General features: G+C 74.0%; 22 protein-coding genes and 4 tRNA genes. 16 read left to right on the top strand and 10 right to left on the bottom strand.

Translation table 11 applies throughout. From position 1 onward, the window contains the following. Positions 1–69: 69 nt before the first annotated feature. Positions 70–143, bottom strand: a tRNA-Cys gene (locus C593_RS0119090). Between the two features lie 37 nt (positions 144–180). Further along, positions 181–253 (bottom strand) — tRNA-Gly (locus C593_RS0119085). A gap of 180 nt (positions 254–433) precedes the next feature. Between C593_RS0119085 and C593_RS0119080 the strand changes: the two genes are divergently transcribed. Genes C593_RS0119080 through C593_RS0119070 form a run of 3 tightly spaced genes read left to right on the top strand, consistent with a single transcriptional unit; the run spans position 434 to position 3,209 of the window. Further along, positions 434–1,492 (top strand): chorismate-binding protein, encoded by a 1,059-nt coding sequence (locus C593_RS0119080; protein WP_018848909.1) that lies wholly within the window; start codon positions 434–436, stop codon positions 1,490–1,492. After that, positions 1,489–2,313 carry an aminodeoxychorismate lyase gene (locus tag C593_RS0119075; RefSeq protein ID WP_018848908.1) on the top strand — a complete coding sequence of 275 codons (825 nt, stop codon included), beginning with the start codon at positions 1,489–1,491 and terminating at the stop codon, positions 2,311–2,313. Before C593_RS0119080 ends, C593_RS0119075 begins: the two co-directional genes overlap by 4 nt. Before the next feature lie 53 nt (positions 2,314–2,366). Beyond that, positions 2,367–3,209 (top strand): GNAT family N-acetyltransferase, encoded by an 843-nt coding sequence (locus C593_RS0119070; protein ID WP_018848907.1) that lies wholly within the window; start codon positions 2,367–2,369, stop codon positions 3,207–3,209. 26 nt (positions 3,210–3,235) lie between these two features. Here the strand turns inward: C593_RS0119070 and C593_RS0119065 are convergent, their stop codons facing one another. Continuing rightward, complete coding sequence (locus tag C593_RS0119065; protein ID WP_018848906.1) at positions 3,236–3,754, bottom strand: DsbA family protein; 519 nt, start codon at positions 3,752–3,754, stop codon at positions 3,236–3,238. Between the two features lie 209 nt (positions 3,755–3,963). Between C593_RS0119065 and C593_RS0119060 the strand changes: the two genes are divergently transcribed. Beyond that, positions 3,964–4,425, top strand: a complete 462-nt coding sequence (locus C593_RS0119060; protein ID WP_018848905.1) for a hypothetical protein — start codon at positions 3,964–3,966, stop codon at positions 4,423–4,425. A 20-nt stretch (positions 4,426–4,445) separates the two neighbouring features. Here the strand turns inward: C593_RS0119060 and C593_RS0119055 are convergent, their stop codons facing one another. Continuing rightward, positions 4,446–5,276 (bottom strand): arylamine N-acetyltransferase, encoded by an 831-nt coding sequence (locus C593_RS0119055; protein ID WP_018848904.1) that lies wholly within the window; start codon positions 5,274–5,276, stop codon positions 4,446–4,448. Between the two features lie 243 nt (positions 5,277–5,519). On the opposite strand from C593_RS0119055, the gene C593_RS33390 reads away from it, so the two are divergent. Next, on the top strand, positions 5,520–5,672 hold the full coding sequence (locus C593_RS33390; protein ID WP_018848903.1) for a hypothetical protein: 153 nt from the start codon (positions 5,520–5,522) through the stop codon (positions 5,670–5,672). A 28-nt stretch (positions 5,673–5,700) separates the two neighbouring features. Here C593_RS33390 and C593_RS0119045 read toward each other — a convergent pair whose 3' ends face one another. Further along, positions 5,701–6,261 carry a CGNR zinc finger domain-containing protein gene (locus C593_RS0119045; RefSeq protein WP_018848902.1) on the bottom strand — a complete coding sequence of 187 codons (561 nt, stop codon included), beginning with the start codon at positions 6,259–6,261 and terminating at the stop codon, positions 5,701–5,703. A gap of 192 nt (positions 6,262–6,453) precedes the next feature. Beyond that, positions 6,454–6,867, bottom strand: coding sequence for an SsgA family sporulation/cell division regulator (locus tag C593_RS0119040; protein ID WP_003959770.1), 414 nt, complete (start codon positions 6,865–6,867; stop codon positions 6,454–6,456). 190 nt (positions 6,868–7,057) lie between these two features. On the opposite strand from C593_RS0119040, the gene C593_RS0119035 reads away from it, so the two are divergent. Together C593_RS0119035 and C593_RS0119030 are read left to right on the top strand one after the other, a co-directional pair. After that, complete coding sequence (locus C593_RS0119035) at positions 7,058–7,555, top strand: TIGR02611 family protein (protein WP_018848901.1); 498 nt, start codon at positions 7,058–7,060, stop codon at positions 7,553–7,555. Positions 7,556–7,620: 65 nt separating this feature from the next. Beyond that, positions 7,621–7,692 (top strand) — tRNA-Val (locus C593_RS0119030). Between the two features lie 62 nt (positions 7,693–7,754). Here the strand turns inward: C593_RS0119030 and C593_RS0119025 are convergent. Further along, positions 7,755–10,370, bottom strand: coding sequence for an SCO7613 C-terminal domain-containing membrane protein (locus tag C593_RS0119025; protein WP_018848900.1), 2,616 nt, complete (start codon positions 10,368–10,370; stop codon positions 7,755–7,757). A gap of 113 nt (positions 10,371–10,483) precedes the next feature. Between C593_RS0119025 and C593_RS0119020 the strand changes: the two genes are divergently transcribed. Further along, a complete protein-coding gene (locus C593_RS0119020) occupies positions 10,484–10,930 on the top strand; it encodes an SRPBCC family protein (protein WP_018848899.1) in 447 nt (148 codons plus the stop codon). A 39-nt stretch (positions 10,931–10,969) separates the two neighbouring features. Next, positions 10,970–11,044, top strand: a tRNA-Val gene (locus tag C593_RS0119015). Between the two features lie 64 nt (positions 11,045–11,108). Here the strand turns inward: C593_RS0119015 and C593_RS0119010 are convergent. Beyond that, positions 11,109–11,834: a 3'-5' exonuclease gene (locus C593_RS0119010; RefSeq protein WP_018848898.1), complete on the bottom strand. Its 726-nt coding sequence runs from the start codon at positions 11,832–11,834 to the stop codon at positions 11,109–11,111. Between the two features lie 120 nt (positions 11,835–11,954). On the opposite strand from C593_RS0119010, the gene C593_RS0119005 reads away from it, so the two are divergent. From C593_RS0119005 to C593_RS0118990, 4 genes are all read left to right on the top strand, one after another. Continuing rightward, the gene (locus C593_RS0119005; protein WP_018848897.1) at positions 11,955–12,548 is read left to right on the top strand and encodes a DUF4365 domain-containing protein; all 594 of its coding nucleotides are present in this window, start codon (positions 11,955–11,957) and stop codon (positions 12,546–12,548) included. Next, positions 12,548–13,915, top strand: a complete 1,368-nt coding sequence (locus tag C593_RS0119000; protein ID WP_018848896.1) for a hypothetical protein — start codon at positions 12,548–12,550, stop codon at positions 13,913–13,915. The genes C593_RS0119005 and C593_RS0119000 overlap by 1 nt, the downstream gene beginning before the upstream one ends. 90 nt (positions 13,916–14,005) lie before the next feature. Then, on the top strand, positions 14,006–15,982 hold the full coding sequence (gene thrS, locus C593_RS0118995) for a threonine--tRNA ligase (protein ID WP_026277840.1): 1,977 nt from the start codon (positions 14,006–14,008) through the stop codon (positions 15,980–15,982). A 67-nt stretch (positions 15,983–16,049) separates the two neighbouring features. Further along, on the top strand, positions 16,050–16,607 hold the full coding sequence (locus C593_RS0118990) for an HIT family protein (RefSeq protein ID WP_018848894.1): 558 nt from the start codon (positions 16,050–16,052) through the stop codon (positions 16,605–16,607). 54 nt (positions 16,608–16,661) lie between these two features. Here C593_RS0118990 and C593_RS0118985 read toward each other — a convergent pair whose 3' ends face one another. After that, positions 16,662–18,326, bottom strand: coding sequence for a hypothetical protein (locus tag C593_RS0118985; RefSeq protein WP_037746359.1), 1,665 nt, complete (start codon positions 18,324–18,326; stop codon positions 16,662–16,664). Positions 18,327–18,480: 154 nt separating this feature from the next. Then, a complete protein-coding gene (locus C593_RS0118980; RefSeq protein WP_026277838.1) occupies positions 18,481–20,691 on the bottom strand; it encodes an elongation factor G-like protein EF-G2 in 2,211 nt (736 codons plus the stop codon). 310 nt (positions 20,692–21,001) lie between these two features. Here C593_RS0118980 and pgsA point away from each other — a divergent pair, with 310 nt between their 5' ends. Genes pgsA through C593_RS0118965 form a run of 3 tightly spaced genes read left to right on the top strand, consistent with a single transcriptional unit; the run spans position 21,002 to position 23,744 of the window. Next, on the top strand, positions 21,002–21,688 hold the full coding sequence (pgsA, locus tag C593_RS0118975) for a phosphatidylinositol phosphate synthase (RefSeq protein ID WP_018848891.1): 687 nt from the start codon (positions 21,002–21,004) through the stop codon (positions 21,686–21,688). Continuing rightward, positions 21,685–22,584, top strand: a complete 900-nt coding sequence (locus C593_RS0118970) for a phosphatidylinositol mannoside acyltransferase (RefSeq protein WP_018848890.1) — start codon at positions 21,685–21,687, stop codon at positions 22,582–22,584. The genes pgsA and C593_RS0118970 overlap by 4 nt, the downstream gene beginning before the upstream one ends. Beyond that, complete coding sequence (locus tag C593_RS0118965; RefSeq protein WP_018848889.1) at positions 22,581–23,744, top strand: glycosyltransferase family 4 protein; 1,164 nt, start codon at positions 22,581–22,583, stop codon at positions 23,742–23,744. Before C593_RS0118970 ends, C593_RS0118965 begins: the two co-directional genes overlap by 4 nt. The last annotated feature ends 216 nt before the right edge of the window (positions 23,745–23,960 follow it).

Below are 23,960 nucleotides of genomic sequence, written 5' to 3'. Positions count from 1 at the left end.
CGATACTGGGATTGAACCAGTGACCTCTTCCGTGTCAGGGAAGCGCTCTCCCGCTGAGCTAATCGTCCGTGGAGGTGGAGACGGGATTTGAACCCGTGTAGACGGCTTTGCAGGCCGTTGCCTCGCCTCTCGGCCACTCCACCCGGAGTGCGGGGGTCCGGGAAGATCCCCCGTTTCTCGAGCGGACGACGAGATTCGAACTCGCGACCCTCACCTTGGCAAGGTGATGCTCTACCAACTGAGCCACGTCCGCCTGTCGTTTCCCGGTCCGCTTGCGCGTCCCGGCGACGTGTTGAACTCTAGCGGATTCCGGGGCCAGGACAAAAACGCGTTTGTGCAGCGTGCTGAGGTATGTGCCCGTCACGGCAGCTCACGGGCCGCCGCACCGCCCGCGCCCGACCCCCGCGTTCCGCCCGGTCCTACACTCGCAGACGTGCACGACCTCGCTCCCCTCGCCCGCTTCGGGCCCCTCGTCGCCACGGATCTCCGGGACGTCACCAGCGACCCCGCGGCCCTGGACTCCGCCGGTTTCTGGGCGGTGTCCGCCGACTTCGAGGGGCGGCTGACCTGCGCCCGCTTCGGCGATGTGCGCCGCGCGCCGGTGCCCGAGCCCGTCCCCGGCCGCTGGCGCGGACCCGCCGCCGAGGACTGGGTGTCGTCCCTCGACCGCGCCGCGTACACGGCGGGTGTGCGCCGGATCCGGGAGCACATCGCGGCCGGCGAGGTCTACCAGGCCAACCTCTGCCGCATCCTCTCCGCCCCGCTGCCCGAACCGGAGCGCGCGGACGTCGACGAGCTGACCGCCCTGCTCGCCCGGGGCAACCCGGCGCCCTACGCCGGAACGATCCGCCTCCCCGCGCACGGTGTGGAGATCGCCACCGCGTCCCCCGAGCTCTTCCTCCGCCGCACCGGCCGCACCGTCGAGTCCGGCCCGATCAAGGGCACCGGCCGCACCGCGGGGGACCTGCTGGAGAAGGACCACGCCGAGAACGTGATGATCGTGGACCTGGTCCGCAACGACCTCGGCCGGGTCTGCGCCACCGGCAGCGTCACCGTCCCCGCCCTCTGCGCCGTCGAGGAGCACCCCGGCCTCGTCCACCTGGTCTCCACGGTCCGCGGCGAGCTGGCCGCCACGGCCGGCTGGCCCGGACTGCTGGCCGCCGCCTTCCCGCCCGGCTCGGTCACCGGCGCCCCCAAGTCCAGCGCCCTGCGGATCATCGACGCCCTGGAGACCGCCCCCCGGGGCCCCTACTGCGGCGGCATCGGCTGGGTCGACGCCGACCGGGGAACCGGCGAGCTGGCGGTCGGCATACGCACCTTCTGGCTCGACCGGACCGCCCCCGGCGGCCCCGCCGTCCGCTTCGGCACCGGCGCCGGGATCACCTGGGGCTCCGACCCGGACCGTGAGTGGGCCGAGACCGAACTCAAGGCGTCCCGGCTGCTCGCGATAGCGTCGGGCGCGTACCGGGCGAGCGGAAGGACTGCGGGATGAGGATCTGGGTCGACGGCGGGCTCAAGGACGCCGGGAACGCCCTGGTGTCCGTGCTGGACCACGGCATGACCGTGGGCGACGGCATCTTCGAGACCGTGAAGGCGGAGCACGGGCGGCCCTTCGCTCTCACCCGCCATCTGGAGCGGCTCACCCGCTCCGCCCGGGGCCTCGGCCTGCCCGAGCCCGACCACGACGAGGTCCGCCGCGCCTGTGAGGCCGTCCTCGCCGCCAACCCGGTGCCGCTCGGCCGGCTGCGGATCACCTACACCGGCGGGCTCTCCCCTCTCGGTTCCGACCGCGGCACCGCCGGTCCCACCCTCGTGGTCGCCGTCGGCGGGACCACCCGCCGCCCCGACACCACCGCCGCCGTCACCGTCCCCTGGACCCGCAACGAGCGCGGCGCCCTGACCGGCCTCAAGACCACCTCGTACGCGGAGAACGTGGTCGCCCTCGCCCGCGCCCATGAACACGGTGCCTCCGAGGCCCTCTTCGCCAACACCGTGGGGCGGCTCTGCGAGGGCACCGGCTCCAACGTCTTCCTCGTCCTCGACGGCGAACTGCACACCCCGCCCGTCGCCTCCGGCTGCCTCGCCGGTATCACCCGCGCCCTGACCGTCGAGTGGACCGGCGCCCGGGAGACCGACCTCCCCCTGGACGCCCTGTACGCGGCGGAGGAGATCTTCCTGACCTCCACCCTGCGCGACGTCCAGGCCGTCGTCCGCGTCGACGACCGCGAGCTCGCACCCGGGCCCGGCCCGGTCACCGCCAAGGCCATGCGCGTCTTCGAGGAACGCGCCGCCGCGGACCCGGACCCGCGCTGACCCGAACCCACCGGGTGGTGTCAGGCGGGCCCCGGGCAGGTAGAAAGTCCTCGATGACCACAACTCTGCGGCCCACCGGGCCGATTCGGCAGGACCCGGTCGGCGGCCGGGCGCGCGACTACGACGTGTGCGTGAACGGCCGCCGGGTCGGCGGCGTCTCGCTCGCCGCCGACCCCGCTCCCCGGGGGCGCCCCCTCGGCCGCGTCCGGGACCTGCGGATCGACGAGCCGGACCGGCGCCGGGGCCGGGGCACGGTCGCGGCCCTCGCCGCCGAGGAGGTGCTGCGCGGCTGGGACTGCCCCGAGGCCCGCGCCACCGTGCCCGCCGACGCGGAGCCCGCCCTGCGGATGGCGGTCGCCCTCGGCTGGACCGAACGCGGCCGCACCATGGTCAAACAGCTCACCGGCCCCGCCCCCGGCCTCCCCGCCGGCACCGAGGCGCGCCCCATGGACCGGGCCGCCTTCGACCGCTGGCGCGCCCACGCGGTCCGCCAGTACGCCCGTGACTGGATCTCCGCCGGCGTCCCCGAGGACGAGGCCCTCGCCCGCTCCGAGACGGTCCACGCCCAGCTCCTGCCCGAGGGTCCCGCCACCCCCGGCGTCCGCCTCCACCACCTCCACGCGGACGGCGCCGAGGTGGGCCACCTCTGGGTCGCCGACCGCGAGACGGAGGCGGGGGAGCGGGAGGCGTACGTCTACGACGTCGAGGTGGCCGAGGCCCACCGCGGCCGGGGCCACGGGCGGACCCTGATGCTCCTCGCCGAGCGGATCGCCCACGAGGCGGGCCACGGCGCCGTCGGACTCCATGTCTTCGCGGGCAACACCCCGGCCGCCACCCTGTACGCGTCCCTCGGCTACCGCACCACCCACCGCAACTTCACCAAACGGCTGCTCTGAGTCCCGGCGGTGCGCCGGGGGGCCGGCTACGGCTGCCCGGCGCCCAGCAGCCGGTCCACGATCTCCTCGATCCGGGCGCGCAGTCCCTCCTGGCTCTTGCCCCCGTCCAGCCGGACCCCGTCGACCTCGTACGTCGGCGTGCCCGTCACCCCGATCGCCTTGCCCTCGGCCTGGTCGGCGTCGACCGCCAGGATGTGCCGGCCGTCGATGAGCGCGGTGTCGAACTCCTCCGCGTCCAGGCCCAGTTCACGCGCGACCTCCAGCAGGACCGGCTCCCCGTGCTCGCCCAGCTCCGCCGTGCGCGCCAGCACCGCCTCCGCGTACGCCCAGCCCTTGCCCTGCTCGGCGGCCTCCTCCGCGGCCTGGGCGGCGGCGAAGGCGTGCTTGTGCTTCACGAGGGGGAAGTGCCGCAGCCGCAGCTCGATCCGGTCGCCGTACCGCTCACGCAGCGCGCGGACGTCGTCCAGGGCGCTGCGGCAGTCGGGGCACTGGAGCTCGCACCAGACGTCGACGACGACGGGGCGGGCGGTGGTGGAGTCGCTCATGGCCCCAGTCTTCCAGCAGCGCGGGCGGCCGCCGAACGAGGACCCTGCGGGGCCCCTGAGGAGGAGGCCGCCCCGGAGATCCCCCTGAGCCGGGCCCCGGCCGTGGCCCCGAGCGGGCCGGACGGTGCAGGATGGAGAGGACGACGCAGGGACGGCGGGGTGCGGCCGCACCGCAGCCGCACCCTCGCCCGCCGAGCCTGGAGGACCGGATGCTTGCCGAGACCATCTTTTCCGCGGTGTCCGCCGCCGGCCTGGGCATCGCCGCCGTGACGGCCTACCGCAGGCGCTTCCTGGCCGCGACCCGGATCGCGGCCTACTCGCTCATCCCCGTGGGCCTGGTCCTCACGGGCGCCGTGCAGTGGGCCTTCGACACGGCCTTCAGCGTCTCCGCGTGGGTGGGCTTCGGCCGGCTCGGCGGGGCATGGCTGCTCTTCATGACCACCCGCCTCGCGGAACGCCGGCGCGGGGTGCCGACCCGCAAGGAGCGCCGGGCCGCCGCGGCGGGCGGCGGGAACGAGGCCGTCGAGCCCCGCGCCTCGGCCCCCTCCCTGGGCACCGGCGCCCGGCCCGCCACCCCGCAGGCCCGCCCGCAGACCCCCGAGAAGCAGCAGGCCGCCGCGGACGACGACTTCAGCGACATCGAGGCGATCCTCAAGAAACACGGCATCTGAAGGCCCGTCCCGTCGGTCGCCTACGGCAGGAGCTTCAGGCCCTCGGGCGGGTCGATCCCGAACCCCTCGGCCACCACCCGCCGGGCCTCCTCCTCGGTCGACAGCTCCCGTGTCACCACCCGGCCGTCGGCCCAGGTCTCGGTCAGCCGCCGCCCGTCGAGCGCCCGGTGCACCTCCTCGGCCGTGTGCTGAAGATACGGGCGGTTGCTGAACGGCGACCGGGGGTTGGTGGCCACATGCCAGTTGATCACCTCGTAGTCCGGCCGTTCGAAGGGCTCCACGGTGAAGGCGTACTGGTTCTCCCAGGACCCGGCGCCGGCGTCCCGGTGCTGGAGCACCCAGAGCGTCAGCGGTCCGTCGTGCGGGGCGTGCACCAGCCGGTGGCGCCGCCGCCCCGAGGAGAACTCGGTGTCCGGGACCAGCGGCACCGCCTCCAGCAGCGAGCCGGGCGCCCCGAAGCCGACGTCGGCCAGATACGGGTGCTCCTCCCCGGGCACCCGGACCAGCAGCGCCATATGCGTACGCGGCCTGCTCTCCAGGGTCTCGGCGCCCATGACCACCCGGGCCGCCAGCCCTGTCACCCGGAAGCCGATCGTCTCCAGGGCGGCGGCGTAGAGGGTGTTGTGCTCGTAGCAGTAGCCGCCGCGACGGCTGTCCAGCAGCTTGGCCACCAGGTCCGGCATGGCCAGCGAGGGGGCGGCGCCGCCCAGGGCGTCGAGGTTCTCGAAGGGCACGGCGTGGATGTGGGCGCGGTTGAGGCCGCGCAGGGTCGCGGCGTCCGGCCGGGGCGGGGCGGTCCACCCGATGCGGGCGAGATAGTGGCCGAGATCGAATTCAGCGTTGGCGGGCATGGGAGCCACGCTAGGCATCCGCCCGGACGCGGGCACCCGTCCCCGGTCGGGGTTCGTCTGGTTCTCCGGACCTCCGCCGACGGTCCCGGACCCGCTCCGGGGCCCGCCGGGCCGGCCCGGGTCCACATCGTGGGCTCGCGCTCGAACGCCGACCGTTCGCGCTGCGGAAAGTGGTGAACCGCCTCGCCGTGAGGGCGTTTTGGGGGATTTCGCCGCCTCCGGCTGCGCCATCATCCCCTGGAGATGCTCGATACCTCACGGGGGCAGCCCCCCGCACCGACCCCGGAGCCCCGCGGATGCCTGTTCGCGCTCTCCCAGCCGCCCCTGATGATCTTCCTGACGGTGATCGGCGTCCTGCTGCTGATGGCCGCCGTGCACGACCTGCTGCTGCTCTAGCCCGGTCTTCAACCCGTGCGGCGGGGGGTCAGCCCGCCGCGGCCTCCCTGCGCCGTGCCCGGTAGGCCGCGACATGGAGGCGGTTGCCGCAGGTCCGGCTGTCGCAGTAGCGCCGCGAGCGGTTCCGCGACAGGTCCACGAAGGCCCGCCCGCAGTCCGGCGCCTCGCAGCGCCGCAGCCGCTCCTGCTCGCCGGCCACGACGATGAACGCCAGGGCCATCCCGCAGTCCGCCGCGAGATGGTCGGCGACGGAGGCGCCCGGGGCGAAGTAGTGGACATGCCAGTCGTAGCCGTCGTGGTCGGTGAGCTGCGGTGTCGTACCGGCGGCGGCGACGAGCTGGTTGATCAGCCGGGCGGCGGTACGGCTGTCGGGTGCGGCGAACACCTCGGCGAACCGGGCGCGGACCTGCTGGATCGCCTTCAGGTCCCGCTGTGCGAGCTCGTTCACATCGCTGACGTGGTGGCTGCGGACGAATTCCTCGAGCGCCCTGATGTCCGGGAGTCCGTCCTCCCGGCCGTCCTCGGGCGCGGTGTTCACCAGATCGACGACGGTGTCGAGGGCGATACGGGTGTCGTGGGGAATCAGCACGATTCGCTCCCTGGGCTGCCGCGGGCCGGTGCCCGCCGAATTGCGCCGACTCTAGCGGTTCGTGCCCCGAACGCAGCAGCGCCGCCATCACGGTGGATTCCGTGACGGCGGCGCCCGCCGCGTCCTACAGGGGACTTTCCGCGCGGCGCCGTCTCCCCGAGACGGACGGCGCCGTGCGGCCCAGCGCCTGGCTCAGCTTTCGGCCAGGATGTGCGAGAGCTCGGTGTCGAGGTCGAAGTGCCGGTGTTCGGTGCCGGGCGGCACCGCGGCGTCGGTCCGCTTGAGGAAGGATTCCAGGGCCCGCGCCGGGGCCTCCAGCAGGGCTTCGCCTTCCGGGGAGCTGAGGGCGATGCAGACGACGCCCTGACCGTGGCTGCGGGACGGCCAGACACGGACGTCGCCGGTGCCGGTGGGGCGGTGCAGCCCCTCGGCGAGAAGGTCGCGGGCGAAGACCCATTCGACCGTCTCTTCGGCTCCGGTGTGGAAGGTGGCGTGCACGGCATAGGGATCGGCCGTGTCATACCGCAGGCCCGCGGGTACAGGCAGTGAGGACTCGCTCGATACAACGAGGCGCAGGTGCAGCTCGCAGCTGACCGTGGTGTTCATAAGCGCCAGGGCCTTTCGCTCAGTGTGCGCTCGGGGATTCGCACGTCGGCGAAATCGACATGCCACCTACGGTGCCGTTGTAAACCCCTCTGCCCGTTTTGTGATCCTTCAAGTCGCCCGTACGGCGGTGTATCACCTGGCGTTATTCGGCCATACCGGTGATCCCGCCGGATCCGGTAGGTTGGGGGTCATGCATGCGGAGAGTAACGAGCGGGCAGGGGCCGTCGCGGGGACGACGGCCACCGGCACCGTGACGGGGGACGTGACGACGGGACCGGCGCGGCCGGCGGACCCGGCGGGGGAGACGGAGGCCGAGAGGCCGCTCGGTTCGCGGGCGCCGCACTTCATCAAGCGCTCCAGAACCCTGCACATCAGCTGGCAGGTCGGCGTCTTCGTGGTCGGCCTCGCGGTCGTCTGCGCGGGCGCGGCCATGCTGGTGCTGCCCGGCCCCGGCTGGGTGGTGATCTTCGCGGGCATGGCGATCTGGGCGACCGAGTTCGTCTGGGCGCAGCTCGTGCTGCGCTGGACCAAGCGCAAGGTCACGGAGGCCGCCCAGCGTGCCCTCGATCCCAAGGTCCGCCGCCGCAACATCATCCTCACGAGCATCGGCCTGGTGATCGCCGGAGCTCTGTGCGCGCTGTACTTCTGGAAGTTCGGACTGGCCCTGCCGTGGAAGATCGACGAGTGACCGACCGCTGATCGCGAAGTGGTGCTGGGCACCCGCTGACATGCGGTAATGTGTGCGGTGCGCCCGGGCGATTAGCTCAGTGGGAGAGCGCTTCGTTCACACCGAAGAGGTCACTGGTTCGAACCCAGTATCGCCCACCCGGACCGAGGGCCCCGAGGACATCGTCCTCGGGGCCCTCGGCGTTCCCCGGCCGCCCCGGCTAGCGCATGCCGGCGAGGGTCCGCCGCAGCCGGCGGGCGTCCCGCAGGCGCCGCTCGTAGGTCGCGCCGACCGCGAGCAGCAGCAGACCGGCGAGGGCCGGGGGCAGCCAGCGGGGGAGGACGCCCACGGCCTGGACCACGTACGGGGCCAGCTCGTGCACCCCCACCAGGGCCAGCACCGTGCCGCCCACCAGCAGCGGGGCCCGCAGCCGCAGCCGCGCACCGGCGAGGGTGACGGCCAGGGCCGCCACACCGAGCAGCAGTGGGCGCTGCCAGTCCTCGTCGCCCCACACCCGCAGCAGGCTCGGCACCGCTGTGACCAGCAGTCCCGGGGCGTACGCGGTCCACGAGGAGGCCGCCGGGTCGCGGCGCATCCGCAGGTATCCCACGGCCAGAGCGGGCACGGTCACCGGCAGGGTGTACGCCTCGGGCGCGGTGACCTCGGAGTCGTACAGCCGGAACCAGGCAGCCGCCAGGAACAGCGCGGCGGCGGTCCACCCGGCGACCGGGCGGCGTTCCGGGCGGACAGCCGTGCCCGCCGCGATCACCCCGCACAGTGCCAGGACGAGGGCGAGGGGGGCGGGGCCGCCGCCCGCGGCCAGTCCGACCGCCAGGACGGCGGCGACCACCGAGGCGCCCTCGACGGTGACGGCCACCGGGTTCCCGCCCAGCCGGGCGCCGGCGAGGGCGGCCAGGACGGGGACGGCGAGCAGCACGAGCGCGCTGCCCGTCGCGGCGAGCCCGGCCGCTCCCGCGACCGCTCCCGCCAGACCGGTCGCCGCCAGGACGGCCGCGCCGGCCGCCACGGAGGAACGCCCGGATCCGGACGCACGGACCGCTCCGGCGGCCAGCGCCGCGACCAGCGTCCCGAGGACGGCGAAGGTGGCGGGCCGGGTGCCGAGCGCGAGCAGGGCGGCGCTCACGCAGGTGGCCAGCCCGCACACCAGCGCGGCGACGGTGGGGGCCGTCGCCCCGAACGGGGTCGCCGCCCGGGCGACCCCGGACCGGCCCAGGCCCCACGCGGTCGCGGCCAGCGCGACGATGAGCTGCCACACCACGGCGCTTGCGTAGCCGAGCCCCGCGACCGGCGGCACGACCAGCGCGGCCGCCCACCCGAGAGCGACGGCCCCGGCCGCCGCGGCGTTCTGGAGCGCGGGCCGGCGCTGCGGCGCGGGAGGGACGGTGTGCGCGGCGGGCGCGCCGCCCGGGTGCGCGGGACCGGCTGCGCCGCGCGGCGGCACCGGCGTGGCGCCCCGGTCCGGCCGGGCGGCCCCGTCGCCGGGCGGCGCCCATGCCGGGAGGGCCGAGGGGCGGAGGGACAGCAGGGCGCAGGCCGCCGTCAGCAGGAGCAGGACCACCAGGACGGACGCGGTCGAGGCCGAGGTGAGGGGGATGCCGAGGGCCGAGGCCGCGCGGGCGTCGCGGGGAGGGCCCTGCCAGACGGAGGCGAGGCGGGAGGCCGGGCCCACCAGGGCGAGGAGGGTCAGGGGGAGGGCGGTCAGGGCGGCCGCCGCGTGGATCACGGCCGAGGCGAGACCCAGGCCGCGCAGGACCCCGCGCGGCAGGACGGGCCGCGCCGCCGCGAGCAGCGCCGAGCCGCAGAGCAGGTACACGACCACCGGCCAGCCGTCCGGCAGACCGGCGCCAGCGATCCCGCCCGCCGCCGTGACCGCGGCCAGCCCCGCGGTCGTCGACAGGGCGACCGCGGCCGCCCGTATCCGCCACGCCGTGAACAGCGCCAGTCCGGCCGCGCCCAGCAGCAGCGCGCCCGGCTCGAGCGCCGCCACCGGAGCGCCGGCCGCCACCGAGGTCGCGCCCCCGATCAGCAGGACCAGCACACCCCACACCGCCGCGGCCGTGCCCGCGACCCCGCGTACCACCACCGGCCGCGCCCACAGCACCACCGCCACGTCGAGCGCGGCCGTCGCCAGCAGCGCCCACTCCACCGGCGGGCCCGCCACCGCGTCCGACAGCGCCCACAGCGGCAGCGCGAACTGGCCGGCGCACGCCGCCGCCGGCAGCGGCGTGCGCAGCCGGGGGAACGCCAGCCCCTGCGCCGTCCACAGCGCCGCCAGCACCGCGCACGCCCACGCCGTGTACGCGAGGCCGTCCGCGTCCGCGAAGGCCACCCGGTGCAGGGCGTACGCGTCGAGCAGTGACAGCACCAGGGCCAGGACGCCCACGGCCTCGGCCGTCGAGGTCAGGCCCCGGCGCAGCAGCGCGGCGGGGGTGGCGAACGCGGCCAGCGTCACCGTGCCGAGCACGGCCGCGCGCCCGCCGATCCCCAGGTGGCCCCAGCTGACCAGCGTGAACGCGATGGCCGCGACCGCCAGCAGCACACCGCCCAGGGTCAGCAGCACATGCTGGGCACCCGGTCCCGAAGCCGGCCGGGCCGCCGCCTGAGTGCCCTGCGGCGGCCACGGGCCGCGCGGCGGAGCGGACGCGCGGGGCGGGCCGTACGGCCCGGGGGCCGCCGGGCGCGCGGCGGCCGCCTGGCCCATCGCGGCCAGCAGCCAGGCACGGCGGGCGAGCAACTGCGCCCGGCGTGCGTCCAGTCGGCGCAGTTCGCCGTCGATCGCCGACAGTTCCTCGGCGGGTGGTGGTGCGTGTCCCATGCGCCGAAGTGTGGACCCGCACACCCGTGCGGTCATGGGGCGGAGTACTCACTTCCCGCATGAGTACGGGGCGGGGCGGGGCATCCGGCCCCCCGCACCCGCACACTGGGGGCATGGACTGGTGCCGCTACCGCTTCCGCAGCGTCTGGGACCTGCCCGCCCCGCCGCCGGCGGTCTACCGGGTGCTGGAACGGCCCGGGGAGTACCCCCGCTGGTGGCCCGAGGTACGCGAAGTCGCCCCCGCCGACGCCGAGTCCGGCACCGCCCGCTTCCGCTCCCTGCTGCCCTACGACCTGTACGTCACCGCCCGCGCCCGGCGCCGCGACCCCGGGGCGGGGGTCCTGGAGGTCGCCCTGGAAGGCGATCTGGAGGGCTGGTCCCGCTGGACCCTGACCCCGCACGGCGGCGGCACCCGGGCCCTGTACGAACAGGAGGTCGTCGTCCGCAAACCGCTGATGAGACGCCTCGCTCTGCCCTGCCGGCCGCTGTTTTGGGCCAACCACGCCCTGATGATGCGCAGCGGGCGGCGCGGACTCGCTGCCTGGCTCGAAGCGGTTTGAACGAAGGGCTCGCGGCCCTGTATGGTTCAGTGCGTTCCCGGGCGATTAGCTCAGCGGGAGAGCGCTTCGTTCACACCGAAGAGGTCACTGGTTCGATCCCAGTATCGCCCACCAGCCGAGAGGCCGGTCCGTCCCACGGACCGGCCTCTCGCACGTTCGCGGGCCCGTGAGGCGGCGCTCACGCCGCGGCCGGCAGCTCCGGGCGCAGCGGCCACGCCGTGTCCACCGGCTCCGGTGTCCCGCTGCGCGCGAACCACGCCTGGAGGCCCCGCGCCTGGGCCGCGTGCCACACCGCCTGGAGGGTGTGGAGCTCCGCCGTCGACAGCCGTTCCAGCCGGCCCGAGAAGCGCCGTCCGACCGCCCGGACGACCTCCATCGCCGCCAGCGCGTCCGCCGCCGCGTCATGGGCGCCGTCCAGCACCACCTCGTACTGCGCGCACAGATCGGTCAGGGTGCGCCGGCCCTTGCGGTACCGGTCCAGATGCTTGTCCAGCACCCGGGGATCCAGCACGCACAGCGGCGCGTGGTCCAGATAGCGGGCCAGCGAGGACGCCCGGTGACGGCGCAACTCCCGGTCCAGGATGGTCAGATCGAACGGCGCGTTCATCACCACCAGGGGACGCGAGGCCGCGCACTGGTCCGCGAGCGCCCGCGCTATCTCCTCCATCACCGGGGACGGCCAGCGGCCGTTGCGCTGCAGATGATCCTCCGTCAGCCCGTGCACCTCCGTCGCGGCGGCGGGTACGGGCACCCCCGGGTTGACCAGCCACCGTGTGATGCGCGGCCGTCCGCCGGGTGTGTCCTGGACGACGACGGCGGCCGACACGATCCGGTCCTCCTCGACGTCCACTCCGGTTGTCTCCGTGTCAAATGCGGCCAGCGGGCCGTCGAACCAGTGCGTCATCGCCGAACTCCTCGCACACGCTTGGCAGATGGGAGCGAACCTGCCCGAAGCGGTGATACCCGGACTGTTTGCGCCTCACGCCGGCCGGTCACAACACAGGTGACGGGGAAGGACATTGACATGGCGCTCGCCCAGCCCGAACCGGGAGGGCCGGCACCCGCGGGCGGGAGGCGCCCCCAGCCGCAGCGGGCCGCCGCGCCCCTGCGCGGAGCACTCGCCACCACCGCCTGCATGGAGACCCTTCAGGTGGGCTATCTGCACGCCGTCGCCGCCGCGGCCGGCTGCTCCCTCTCCCAGCCGTTCCCGGACAACGGCATCGACTGGCACGTCAGCCACGGCTCCGCCGCCCACCTCGTCGACGACGAGGTCACCATCAAGGTCCAGCTCAAGGCCACCTACCAGCTCCCGCCCCACCCGCCCGGACCCGCGTTCTCCTTCACGCTGGACAACGACCACCTGGTGAAACTGGCCCGCACCCCGGTCTCGGTCCACAAGATCCTCGTCGTGATGATCGTGCCGAGGACGAGGGAGGAGTGGCTGCGCGCCGGACACGACCGGCTCGATCTGCGCCACTGCTGCTACTGGACCAACCTCGCCGGGCATCCCGTCACCGGCGCGCGCCGGACCACCGTGCGCGTCCCCACCTCGCGGATCTTCGACGACCGGGCGCTCTGCGAGATCATGACGCGCGTCGGCGCGGGAGGGAGACCCTGATGCACCGGCCCTTCGACGAGCACCACCGCCGCGCGCCTGCCCCCGGCCGCTTCTCCGTACCCCCGCCCGGCCGCCCGCACCCCGCCGGCGCCCCCGGCCCCTGGGGCGACCGCACCGCACCCGACCCCGCCCAGATCGACCCCGCCGTCCTCGGTGCCCTCCTCGACCGGCACGGCTGGCGGCGGCGCGGGGGCGCCCCCGGCCGCTACAGCCGCTGGACCCCGCCCGGCCCCGCCGCTAACGGCACCAGCCTGCTGGTCCCCGAGGACCGCGCCTTCCCCGACTGCGAGGACCTCATCGGCGAGGCCCTCGCCGCCCTCGCCCGCTGCGCCGCCCCCTCCGCCCGGGAGGTCCTCGTCTCCCTCGCCGTCCCGAGCGACGAGATCCGCTGGTGGCGCGACATCCCCGAGGGCCCCTCCGGTACGGTCTCCTGGACCGCAGAGGAGCAACTGCGCACGGCGGTACGGCAGATGCTCATGGCCGGTGCCCTCGCCGCCCGCGGACCGGCCGGCTATCACGGCGCACGCCACCGCAGAGCCGCGCTCGCCACCCTGTCCGGCGTCCTCGTCCAACCCGCCACCGGTGGCCGCGCACTCACCGCCTTCGTGCCCGTCCGCTCCGGCCGCGCCGTCGCCGTCCGCCTGTGCCACGCCCTCCAGGCCGCCCGCGAAGCCGTCGACTACCGGCGGGCTGCCGGTGGCATGGAGGCCTTCGACGCCGCCGTCCGGGCCGGGGTCAGCAGGGAGCTGACCGAGGCCGTGATCGCGCTGGTGCGCGGCACGGAGGGCGCGCGGATCGCCGTGGACTGGGCGCCCGCGGCCGGGGTGCCCCGGGGCTGTGCCGCCCGGATGGAACCCGTCGAGTTCTCCGCGGGCGACCTCGCCACCCTGCGCGCGGCGTCGGCGCGCTACCTCCAGGAGGAACCGTCCGTCCCCGTCCGGCTCACCGGCACCGTCGTCCGGCTGCGCCGCACCGACCCGCGCGGTCCCGGGACCGTACGGCTGCGGGTGCTCGCCGGGGCGGAGGTCTCCCACGTGCGGGTCGTCCTCGACGACGACGCCTACCGCGCCGCCGGACGGGCCCACCTCGCCGGGCTCCCCGTCCGGGTCGCCGGGCGGCTGGAGAGCAGCGGCGGCTTCCGGCGGCTGGCCGACCCCGGCCGGGTCACCGCCGTCCGCGTGGACGAGGCCGAACGGGACCGGCTGATGAAGGCCCTGCGCGAGCACCCGGACCCCGGCCCCTACGGCGAGGACGCCGGCCACGACCCGGACGACGGGGACGACGCGGACGGCCCGGACGACGGGGACGACGGGGACGACGCGGACGGCCCGGACGGCGATCACCATGGCCGGGGCGCGGGCGCGTAACCGTTTCGCGGGCGCCCCCACCGGCTCGGTACGATTCCAGGTGCGCGAGCCGTACCCGGCCGCGCACCAGCCTTCAGTCAGGAGAGACCGGTGTCAGACGTCCGTGTGATCATCCAACGCGATTCCGAGCGGGAAGAACGCGTGGTGACGACGGGCACTACCGCCGCCGAGCTCTTCGCGGGCGAGCGCAGCATCGTCGCCGCCCGGGTCGCGGGCGAGCTGAAGGACCTCACCTACGAGGTGCGCGACGGCGAGCAGGTCGAGCCCGTCGAGATCACCTCCGAGGACGGCCTGAACATCCTGCGCCACTCCACCGCGCACGTCATGGCCCAGGCCGTGCAGGAGCTGTTCCCCGAGGCCAAGCTGGGCATCGGCCCGCCGGTCAAGGACGGCTTCTACTACGACTTCGACGTCGAGCGGCCCTTCACCCCGGAGGACCTCAAGGCCGTCGAGAAGAAGATGCAGGAGATCCAGAAGCGCGGCCAGCGTTTCTCCCGCCGCGTGGTCACCGACGAGGCCGCGCGCGAGGAGCTGGCGGACGAGCCGTACAAGCTGGAGCTGATCGGGCTCAAGGGCTCGGCCTCGTCCGACGACGGCGCGGACGTCGAGGTCGGCGCGGGCGAGCTGACCATCTACGACAACCTCGACGCCAAGACCGGCGAGCTGTGCTGGAAGGACCTCTGCCGGGGCCCCCACCTGCCCAGCACCCGCGCCATCCCGGCGTTCAAGCTGATGCGCAACGCCGCCGCGTACTGGCGCGGCAGCGAGAAGAACCCGATGCTCCAGCGGATCTACGGGACCGCCTGGCCGTCCAAGGACGAGCTGAAGGCCTACCTCGACTTCCTCGCCGAGGCGGAGAAGCGCGACCACCGCAAGCTCGGCAACGAGCTGGACCTCTTCTCCATCCCCGAGGAGATCGGCTCCGGCCTCGCGGTCTTCCACCCCAAGGGCGGCATCATCCGCCGGGTCATGGAGGACTACTCGCGCCGCCGGCACGAGGAGGAGGGGTACGAGTTCGTCTACACCCCGCACGCCACCAAGGGGAAGCTCTTCGAGGTCTCCGGGCACCTCGACTGGTATGCCGAGGGCATGTACCCGCCCATGCAGCTCGACGAGGGCGTGGACTACTACCTCAAGCCCATGAACTGCCCGATGCACAACCTGGTCTTCGACGCGCGCGGCCGCTCCTACCGTGAACTGCCGCTGCGCCTCTTCGAGTTCGGCACGGTGTACCGGTACGAGAAGTCCGGCGTGGTGCACGGCCTGACCCGAGCCCGGGGCTTCACCCAGGACGACGCGCACATCTACTGCACCAAGGAGCAGATGGCTCAGGAGCTGGACCGCACGCTCACCTTCGTCCTCAACCTGCTGCGCGACTACGGTCTGAACGACTTCTACCTGGAGCTGTCCACCAAGGACCCGGAGAAGTTCGTCGGGTCGGACGAGGTCTGGGAGGAGGCCACCGAGACGCTGCGCCAGGTCGCCGAGAAGCAGGGCCTGGAACTCGTCGCGGACCCGGGCGGCGCCGCGTTCTACGGCCCGAAGATCTCCGTGCAGGCGCGGGACGCGATCGGCCGGACCTGGCAGATGTCGACCGTCCAGCTCGACTTCAACCTGCCCGAGCGCTTCGGCCTGGAGTACACCGGTCCGGACGGCACCAAGCAGCGTCCGGTCATGATCCACCGCGCGCTCTTCGGCTCGATCGAGCGCTTCTTCGCGGTCCTGCTGGAGCACTACGCGGGCGCGATGCCGCCGTGGCTGGCCCCGGTCCAGGCGGTCGGCATCCCGATCGGCGACGCGCACGTGGAGTACCTCCAGGCGTTCGCGGCGGACGCGAGGAAGAAGGGCCTGCGGGTGGAGGTGGACTCCTCCTCGGACCGGATGCAGAAGAAGATCCGCAACCAGCAGAAGCAGAAGGTCCCCTTCATGGTCATCGTCGGCGACGAGGACATGAACGCGGGCACGGTCTCCTTCCGCTACCGCGACGGCTCCCAGGAGAACGGCATCCCGCGCGAGGACGCCCTCGCCAAGCTGGCCGACGTGGTGGAGCGCCGCGTCCAGGTCTGATCCGACCCGTCCGTACCGAGGGGCGGCCCTGTCCGGGGCCGCCCCTCGGCACGTACCCGTGACGAATATGCTGGCCCGCATGACGACTGAGCCGGAGCAGCAGATCGGGGTCGGGACGCCTGACGCGTTCCAGCGCCTGTGGACGCCTCACCGCATGGCGTACATCCAGGGCGAGAATAAGCCCACCGGCCCGGGGGCCGGGGACGGCTGCCCGTTCTGCTCGATTCCGGAGAAGTCCGACGAGGACGGTCTGATCGTGGCCCGCGGTGAGCGCGTCTACGCCGTGCTCAACCTCTACCCCTACAACGGCGGGCATCTGATGGTGGTGCCCTACCGCCATGTCGCCGACTACACCGAGCTGGACGAGGCGGAGACCGCCGAACTGGCCCTGCTGACCAAGCAGGCGATGACCGCGCTGCGGGCCGCGTCCGGCGCCCACGGCTTCAACATCGGCCTCAACCAGGGCGCGGCGGCCGGCGCCGGGATCGCCGCGCATCTGCACCAGCACATCGTGCCCCGCTGGGGCGGCGACACCAACTTCATGCCGGTGATCGGCGCGACGAAGGTGCTGCCGCAGCTCCTGGGGGACACCCGGGCGATGCTCGCCGCCGCCTGGCCCCTCTGACCGGCCCCGACGCGACGCGGTGCGGCGGCCCGCCGGGCCACCGCACCATGAAGGTCACGCGTCGTACACGTCCGCCTTGCCCGGGGACGCTTCCTGCACCGCGCCGCTGACCGTCAGGGAGCGGCTGTCGAAGCGCGAGGTGTCCACGCCGTTCTCCTGGAGGACCTTCAGGGCGGCCGCGTGGGCCACCCGCAGTACGGGGGTGGCCGCCCGCAGCGCGTCGTCCGCCATGAAGCGGTGGCGCCACGGCTTCTCCGCCCAGGCGTGCCGCAGTCCGAAGGGCTCCGGGAGCACCAGCTTGCCGCCGAGGAAGTCCAGCAGCGGCGGGTACCAGGTGAACGGGGCCCGCACCGCGAGGCGGACCACCTCGGGGGTGTCCACCAGCGGCAGGGACCGCTCCGTGGTCTCCCAGAAGCGGACCGTCTTGCTCACCGTGACCGTCTTCGGCGCGGGCTTGGTGGTGAAGAGGGAGTGGACGGGGCCCAGCGCGTGGCCGGTGACCTCGACGCGCAGGGTCTCGTGGAGGACGGTCACCGTGATCAGCATGGTGATCACCAACTGGCCGTCCCAGAGGGTGAACTGCACGCCCAGATAGTGCCGGTCGCCGCCGCCGAACTGCTGGTGGTTGCAGATCCGCTGTATCTCGTGGCCGCGGACCTGGAACGCCTCCACGTCCTGGCCGTCCGGGCGGGTGACGGCGGCCGCGTTCTCGCCGACGGGGGAGACGATCCAGTGCTTGACCGAGGGCGGCGGGAAGCCGCCCGAGTTCAGCGGGCCGCGCTCCAGGAGCTTGAGCTTGTCGTGGATGGCACGGATGACGTCCCAGCTCCGGAACTGGTTGATCTCCTTGGCGGGGTCGGCGGAGACCAGTTCCTCGGCCATCTGCCAGCTCCCCCAGCGGGTGCCCATGCCGAGTATCCCCTTGGGGCCCGCGTAGAAGACCACGTTGGAGTGCTGTTCGGCGGTGAGCTTCTGCAGGCCCTGGCGGAGCTGCTCGCGGGCCGCGTCGTCCGGGTTGCCGGGGACCGCGTCGGGCACCTTGGCGCCGACGCCGCCGCCGGAGAGCAGGCTCTCCCAGCGTTCCCGCAGGTCCTTGGCGCTCGCCTCGCAGATCCGCTTCGCCAGCACCCAGCCGATCACAGGCGCGACGATCATGCCCCGCAGGTAGTAGCCCCAGAAGCCGGAGAACGGCAGCCGCCAGAGCATGATCACCGCGAGCGCGCCCAGGCCCACCAGCAGGGCGGTGCCGACGGCGCCGGCCCGCTTGTTCTGGCCGCCGGCGAGGGTGCGCCGCAGCTGGAACACGCCGATCCAGAGCAGCAGGCCGGGCAGGAAGAGGAGTCCGCACAGGGCCATGACGGCGGTCAGCCGGCCGTCCCGCTCGCGGCGGATGCGGGTGGCGGCCAGGCAGTGCTCGACCACGCTCTGCGGGTCGGAGCCGAAGGACTGGATCAGCGAGCCGCGTGCCCCGCCCAGCATCCGCACCTGCACGGCGCGGGAGAAGGCCTCGCCGAGGTTGGGCTCGAAGAGGGAGAACTTGCCCTTCTTCACCTCGGACTTGTGCCACTCGCTGTTGGCCTTGAGGATCTCGTCCACCGGGCTGTCCCGGTAGGCGGCCGAGGCGAGGGCATGGGTCGCCGCGGTCTGTCCGGCCGACCCCATGAGCGGGACCTGTGCCCCGGGTGTGAAATCGAATCCGTCTGCCACTGCCGCCCCCATCGCCGCATACCCGTGCACTGCGGCCTGTTCCCGACTGCCGCGCCCCGCACACCTGGTGAGCTGGGCACCTCAGGGTATCGGGGGAGGGGGGCCTGCGGCAGGGCACTTCGCGCCGTGCCCCACCGGACGGGTGCGCCGGCGGGGCACGGCGGGCTCAGCGTGCGCCCGTGCCCGCCTCCGCGCGCATCCGGTCCGCGACCTGCGGCGGCATGGGTTCGTGGCGGGCGTAGGAGCGGCTGAAGCGGCCCGTTCCGTGGGAGAGGGAGCGCAGGTCGACGGCGTACCTGCCGATCTCCAGTTCCGGTACCTCGGCCCGTACCAAGGTGCCCGCGTCGCCCGTCTGTTCGGTGCCGACGACCCGGCCGCGGCGGCCCGAGAGGTCACTCATCACCGCGCCCACGTAGTCGTCGGGGACCAGGACGCGCACCTCGGCGACCGGCTCCAGCAGTTCGATCCGGGCCCCGGCCGCGGCCTCCCGCAGGGCGAGCGCGCCGGCGGTCTGGAAGGCGGCGTCCGAGGAGTCGACGGAGTGGGCCTTGCCGTCGCGCAGGGTGACCCGGACGTCGACCAGGGGGCAGCCGGCGGAGACGCCCCGGGCCGCCTGGGCGCGGACGCCCTTCTCGACGGAGGCGATGAACTGCCGCGGCACCGCCCCGCCGACGACCTTGTCGACGAATTCGAGGCCGGAGCCGGTGGGCAGGGGTTCCACGTCGAGTTCGCAGATCGCGTACTGGCCGTGCCCGCCGGACTGCTTCACATGCCGGCCCCGGCCGGCCGCGCCCGTGCCGAAGGTCTCGCGCAGCCCGACCCGGTGCGGCACCACGTCGACCCGGACCCCGTAGCGGCCGCCGAGGCGCTCCAGGACGACCTCGGCGTGGGCTTCGCCCATGCACCACAGGACGACCTGGTGGGTGTCGGGGTTCTGTTCGACGCGCAGGGTCGGGTCCTCGGCGGCCAGCCGGGCCAGACCCTGGGAGAGCCGGTCCTCGTCGGTCTTGCTGTGTGCCTCGATCGCCAGGGGGAGCAGCGGGTCGGGCATGGTCCACGGCTCCATGAGCAGCGGGTCGTCCTTGGCGGACAGGGTGTCGCCGGTCTCGGCACGGGAGAGCTTGGCCACGCAGGCGAGGTCGCCCGCGACGGCGTGCGGCAGCGGGCGCTGCTGCTTGCCGAAGGGGGAGGTCAGCGCGCCGACGCGTTCGTCGACGTCGTGGTCCTCGTGGCCCCGGTCGGTGAGGCCGTGGCCGGAGACGTGCACGGTCTCGTCGGGGCGCAGGGTGCCGGAGAAGACGCGGACCAGGGAGATCCGGCCGACATAGGGGTCGGAGGCGGTCTTCACGACCTCGGCGGCGAGCGGCCCGCCGGGGTCGCAGGTGAGCGCGGGGCGCGGGCTGCCGTCGGGTGCGGTGACCTCGGGGCAGGGGCGTTCCAGCGGAGTGGGGAACCCGCGGGTGATCAGGTCGAGGAGTTCGACGGTGCCCAGGCCCTGGCCGGCGCCGTCGGCGGCGGGCGCGGCGGCGAGGACGGGGTGGAAGGTGCCGCGGGCGACCGCCTTCTCCAGGTCGCCGACGAGGGTCCCGAGGTCGATCTCCTCGCCGCCGAGGTAGCGGTCCATCAGGGTCTCGTCCTCGCTCTCCGCGATGATCCCCTCGATGAGCCGGTCGCGGGCGTCCCGGATCAGGGCGGACTGGGCCTCGTCGGGCGGGTCCTCCCGGCGCTCGCCCGTGGTGTAGTCGAAGATCTTCCGGGTCAGCAGCCCGACCAGGCCGGTGACGGGACGGTGGCCGTCGGCGTGCTCCGCTCCGTACTGGGGGAGGCAGAGGGGCAGGACCGCGTCCGGGTCGTCGCCGCCGAAGATCCGGGCGCAGACGGCGGTGAGTTCGTCGAAGCCGGTGCGGGCGGTGTCCAGGTGGGTGACCACGATCGCGCGCGGCATACCGACGGCGGCGCACTCGTCCCACACGGCGCGGGTCGCCGCGGCGACCGCGTCCGCCTCCTGCGCGGCGGAGACGACGAAGAGGGCCGCGTCCGCCGCGCGCAGACCGGCCCTGAGTTCACCGACGAAGTCGGCGTATCCGGGCGTGTCCAAGAGGTTGATCTTGCAGTCGCCCCAGGCGAGGGGGACGAGGGAGAGCTGTACGGAACGCCGGCGGCGGTGTTCGATCTCGTCGTGGTCGGAGAGGGTGCCGCCGTCCTCGACCCGGCCGGCCCGGGTCACCGCTCCCGCGGTGAGGGCCAGGGCCTCGACGAGGGTGGTCTTGCCCGATCCGCTGTGGCCGACCAGCACCACATTCCGTACCGCTGCGGGGTGGTCGGCCGTTACCGCTCTGCCGGCGGCTCCGGGGTGTCCGCGTGAGGTGTCGCCCATGATCGTGCCTCCCGATCCGGTGCACGGAGAGGTGGAGGGAGCCGCGGGCGCGGGGTCCGGGGCTCCGGTCGGGCGCCCGCGGTGGTGGTCCTTCGAGCTTTCCACCGTCCCCGCGGCGCGTCCATACGGCGGACGGCCCGGCGCCCCTGGGCCCCGCGCCCCTGTGCCGGGCGGGGCGGATGCGGCGCCCTTGTGCCGGGCGGGGCGGATGCGGCGCCCGGGTCCCGCCACTGCGGCCCGCGGGGCGTGACTACGATGGGCCACCCGGTGGCCGTTGGGGCCACGCGGGACACCGGACCTCGGGAAGACCATGCTGAACAAGTACGCGCGTGCCTTCTTCACGCGTGTCCTCACACCGTTCGCCGCGTTCCTGCTCCGCCGGGGAGTCAGCCCCGACGCGGTGACCCTCGTCGGCACCGCCGGCGTGATGGCGGGTGCGCTGGTCTTCTTCCCCCGTGGCGAGTTCTTCTGGGGCACGATCGTCATCACGCTGTTCGTCTTCTCGGACCTGGTCGACGGGAACATGGCCCGCCAGGCGGGGACCTCCAGCCGCTGGGGCGCCTTCCTGGACTCCACCCTGGACCGGGTCGCCGACGGCGCGATCTTCGGCGGGTTCGCGCTCTGGTACGCGGGCACGGGCGACAACAACATGATGTGCGCGGTGGCGATCTTCTGTCTGGCGAGCGGCCAGGTGGTCTCGTACACCAAGGCGCGCGGCGAGTCGATCGGCCTGCCCGTGGCCGTGAACGGTCTCGTCGAGCGGGCCGAGCGCCTGGTGATCTCCCTGGTCGCGGCAGGTCTGGCCGGGCTGCACGGCTTCGGCGTCCCCGGCATCGACGTGCTGCTGCCGATCGCGCTGTGGATCGTCGCCGTCGGCAGCCTGGTGACCCTGGCCCAGCGGGTGGTGACCGTGCGGCGCGAGTCCGCCGAGGCGGAGGCGGCGGCCGCGCAGGACGGCACCGCCGCGGCGCCCCGGAACGGAGCCGATGCCTCGTGATCCGCGACCGTCTCACCGACTCCCTCTACGGCCTCGGCTGGAGCGCCGTGAAGAAGCTCCCCGAGCCGGCCGCCGTCCGCCTCGGCCGGACCATCGCGGACACCGTCTGGAAGCGGCGCGGCAAGGGTGTGCTGCGGCTGGAGTCCAACCTCGCCCGGGTCGTCCCGGACGCGACGCCCGAGCGCCTGGCCGAGCTGTCCAAGGCGGGTATGCGCTCCTACATGCGCTACTGGATGGAGTCCTTCCGGCTGCCCGCCTGGGACCAGGAGCGCGCCCGCAGCAGCTTCGACCCCAAGGACGTCCACCACCTCACCGAGGGCCTGGACCGGGGCAAGGGCGTGATCCTGGCCCTGCCGCACCTGGCCAACTGGGACGTCGCCGGGATCTGGGTGACCCGCGCCCTCGGCGTCCCCTTCACCACCGTCGCCGAGCGCCTCCGGCCGGAGAGCCTGTACGACCGGTTCGTGGCCTACCGGGAGAGCCTCGGCATGGAGGTGCTGCCGCACACCGGCGGGGCCGCGTTCGGCACCCTCGCCCGGCGGCTGCGCGACGGCGGGCTGGTCTGCCTGGTCGCCGACCGGGACCTGTCCGCCTCCGGCACCGAGGTCGAGTTCTTCGGCGCCACCGCCCGGATGCCCGCGGGCCCCGCGCTGCTCGCCCAGCAGACCGGCGCCCTGCTGCTGCCCGTCACCCTCTGGTACGACGAGACACCTGTGATGCGGGGCCGTGTCCACCCGGCGATCGAGGTCCCGGAGTCGGGCACCCGGGCCGAGAAGACGTCGCGGATGACACAGGCCCTCGCGGACGCGTTCGCCGGGGGCATCGCCGAGCACCCGGAGGACTGGCACATGCTGCAACGGCTCTGGCTGGCAGACCTGGAGGAGCGCCCCGCGTGAAGATCGGCATCGTCTGCCCGTACGCGTGGGACGTGCCGGGCGGCGTCCAGTTCCACATCCGCGACCTCGCCGAGCACCTGATCCGGCTGGGCCACGAGGTCTCGGTGCTCGCGCCGTCCGACGACGACACCCCGCTGCCGCCGTACGTGGTCTCCGCGGGCCGCGCCGTGCCCGTCCCGTACAACGGCTCGGTCGCCCGGCTGAACTTCGGCTTCCTCTCCGCCGCGCGCGTCCGGCGCTGGCTGCACGACGGCACCTTCGACGTCATCCACATCCACGAGCCGGCCTCGCCCTCCCTGGGGCTGCTGTCCTGCTGGGCGGCGCAGGGGCCGATCGTGGCCACCTTCCACACCTCCAACCCGCGCTCCCGGGCGATGATCGCGGCCTATCCGATCCTCCAGCCGGCCCTGGAGAAGATCAGCGCCCGGATCGCGGTCAGCGAGTACGCGCGCCGGACCCTGGTGGAACACCTCGGCGGTGACGCGGTGGTCATCCCCAACGGCGTGGACGTGGGCTTCTTCGAGAAGGCCGAGCCCAAGAGCGCCTGGCAGGGCAACACCCTGGGGTTCATCGGCCGCATCGACGAGCCGCGCAAGGGCCTGCCCGTCCTGATGAAGGCACTGCCCGCGATCCTGGCGGAGTGCCCGGACACACGGCTGCTGGTCGCCGGCCGCGGCGACGAGGAGGAGGCGGTCGCCTCCCTGCCCGCAGAGATGCGCTCCCGGGTGGAGTTCCTGGGCATGGTCAGCGACGAGGACAAGGCGCGGCTGCTGCGCAGCGTGGACGTGTACGTGGCGCCGAACACCGGGGGCGAGAGCTTCGGCATCATCCTCGTCGAGGCGATGTCCGCGGGCGCGCCGGTCCTCGCCTCCGACCTGGACGCCTTCGCCCAGGTCCTGGACCAGGGCGCGGCGGGCGAGCTGTTCGCCAACGAGGACGCCGCCGCCCTCGCGGACGCCGCGGTCCGGCTGCTGCGCGACCCGGCGCGGCGGGAGGAGTTGCGCAGCCGGGGGAGCGCGCACGTGCGGCGCTTCGACTGGTCCACGGTCGGCGCGGACATCCTCGCCGTCTACGAGACCGTCACGGACGGCGCGGCCTCCGTCGCCGCCGACGAACGCACCGGCCTGCGCGCCCGCTTCGGCCTGGCGGCCCGCGACTGACCCGGGGGGCGTGCCAGGGCCGGGCCCGGGTCCGAAATCAGGGCCGGGGCCCGGGACCCGGGCCGGTGCCCGGCCGCCGCACGGGATGGGGCGTCGGCCCCTCCGGTACGGCCCCCGCACGGGAGCCCCGGTCCCGCACGGGATGCGGCGCCGGCCACCGGGTACCCGGCCCCGGTACGGCCCCGGTACGGCCCCCGCACGGGAAGCGCCGGTCCC

The organism is Streptomyces sp. CNT372, from assembly GCF_000377145.1.
Note: the sequence above shows the minus strand (reverse complement) of the source record. Positions and strands in the feature narration are given on the sequence as shown.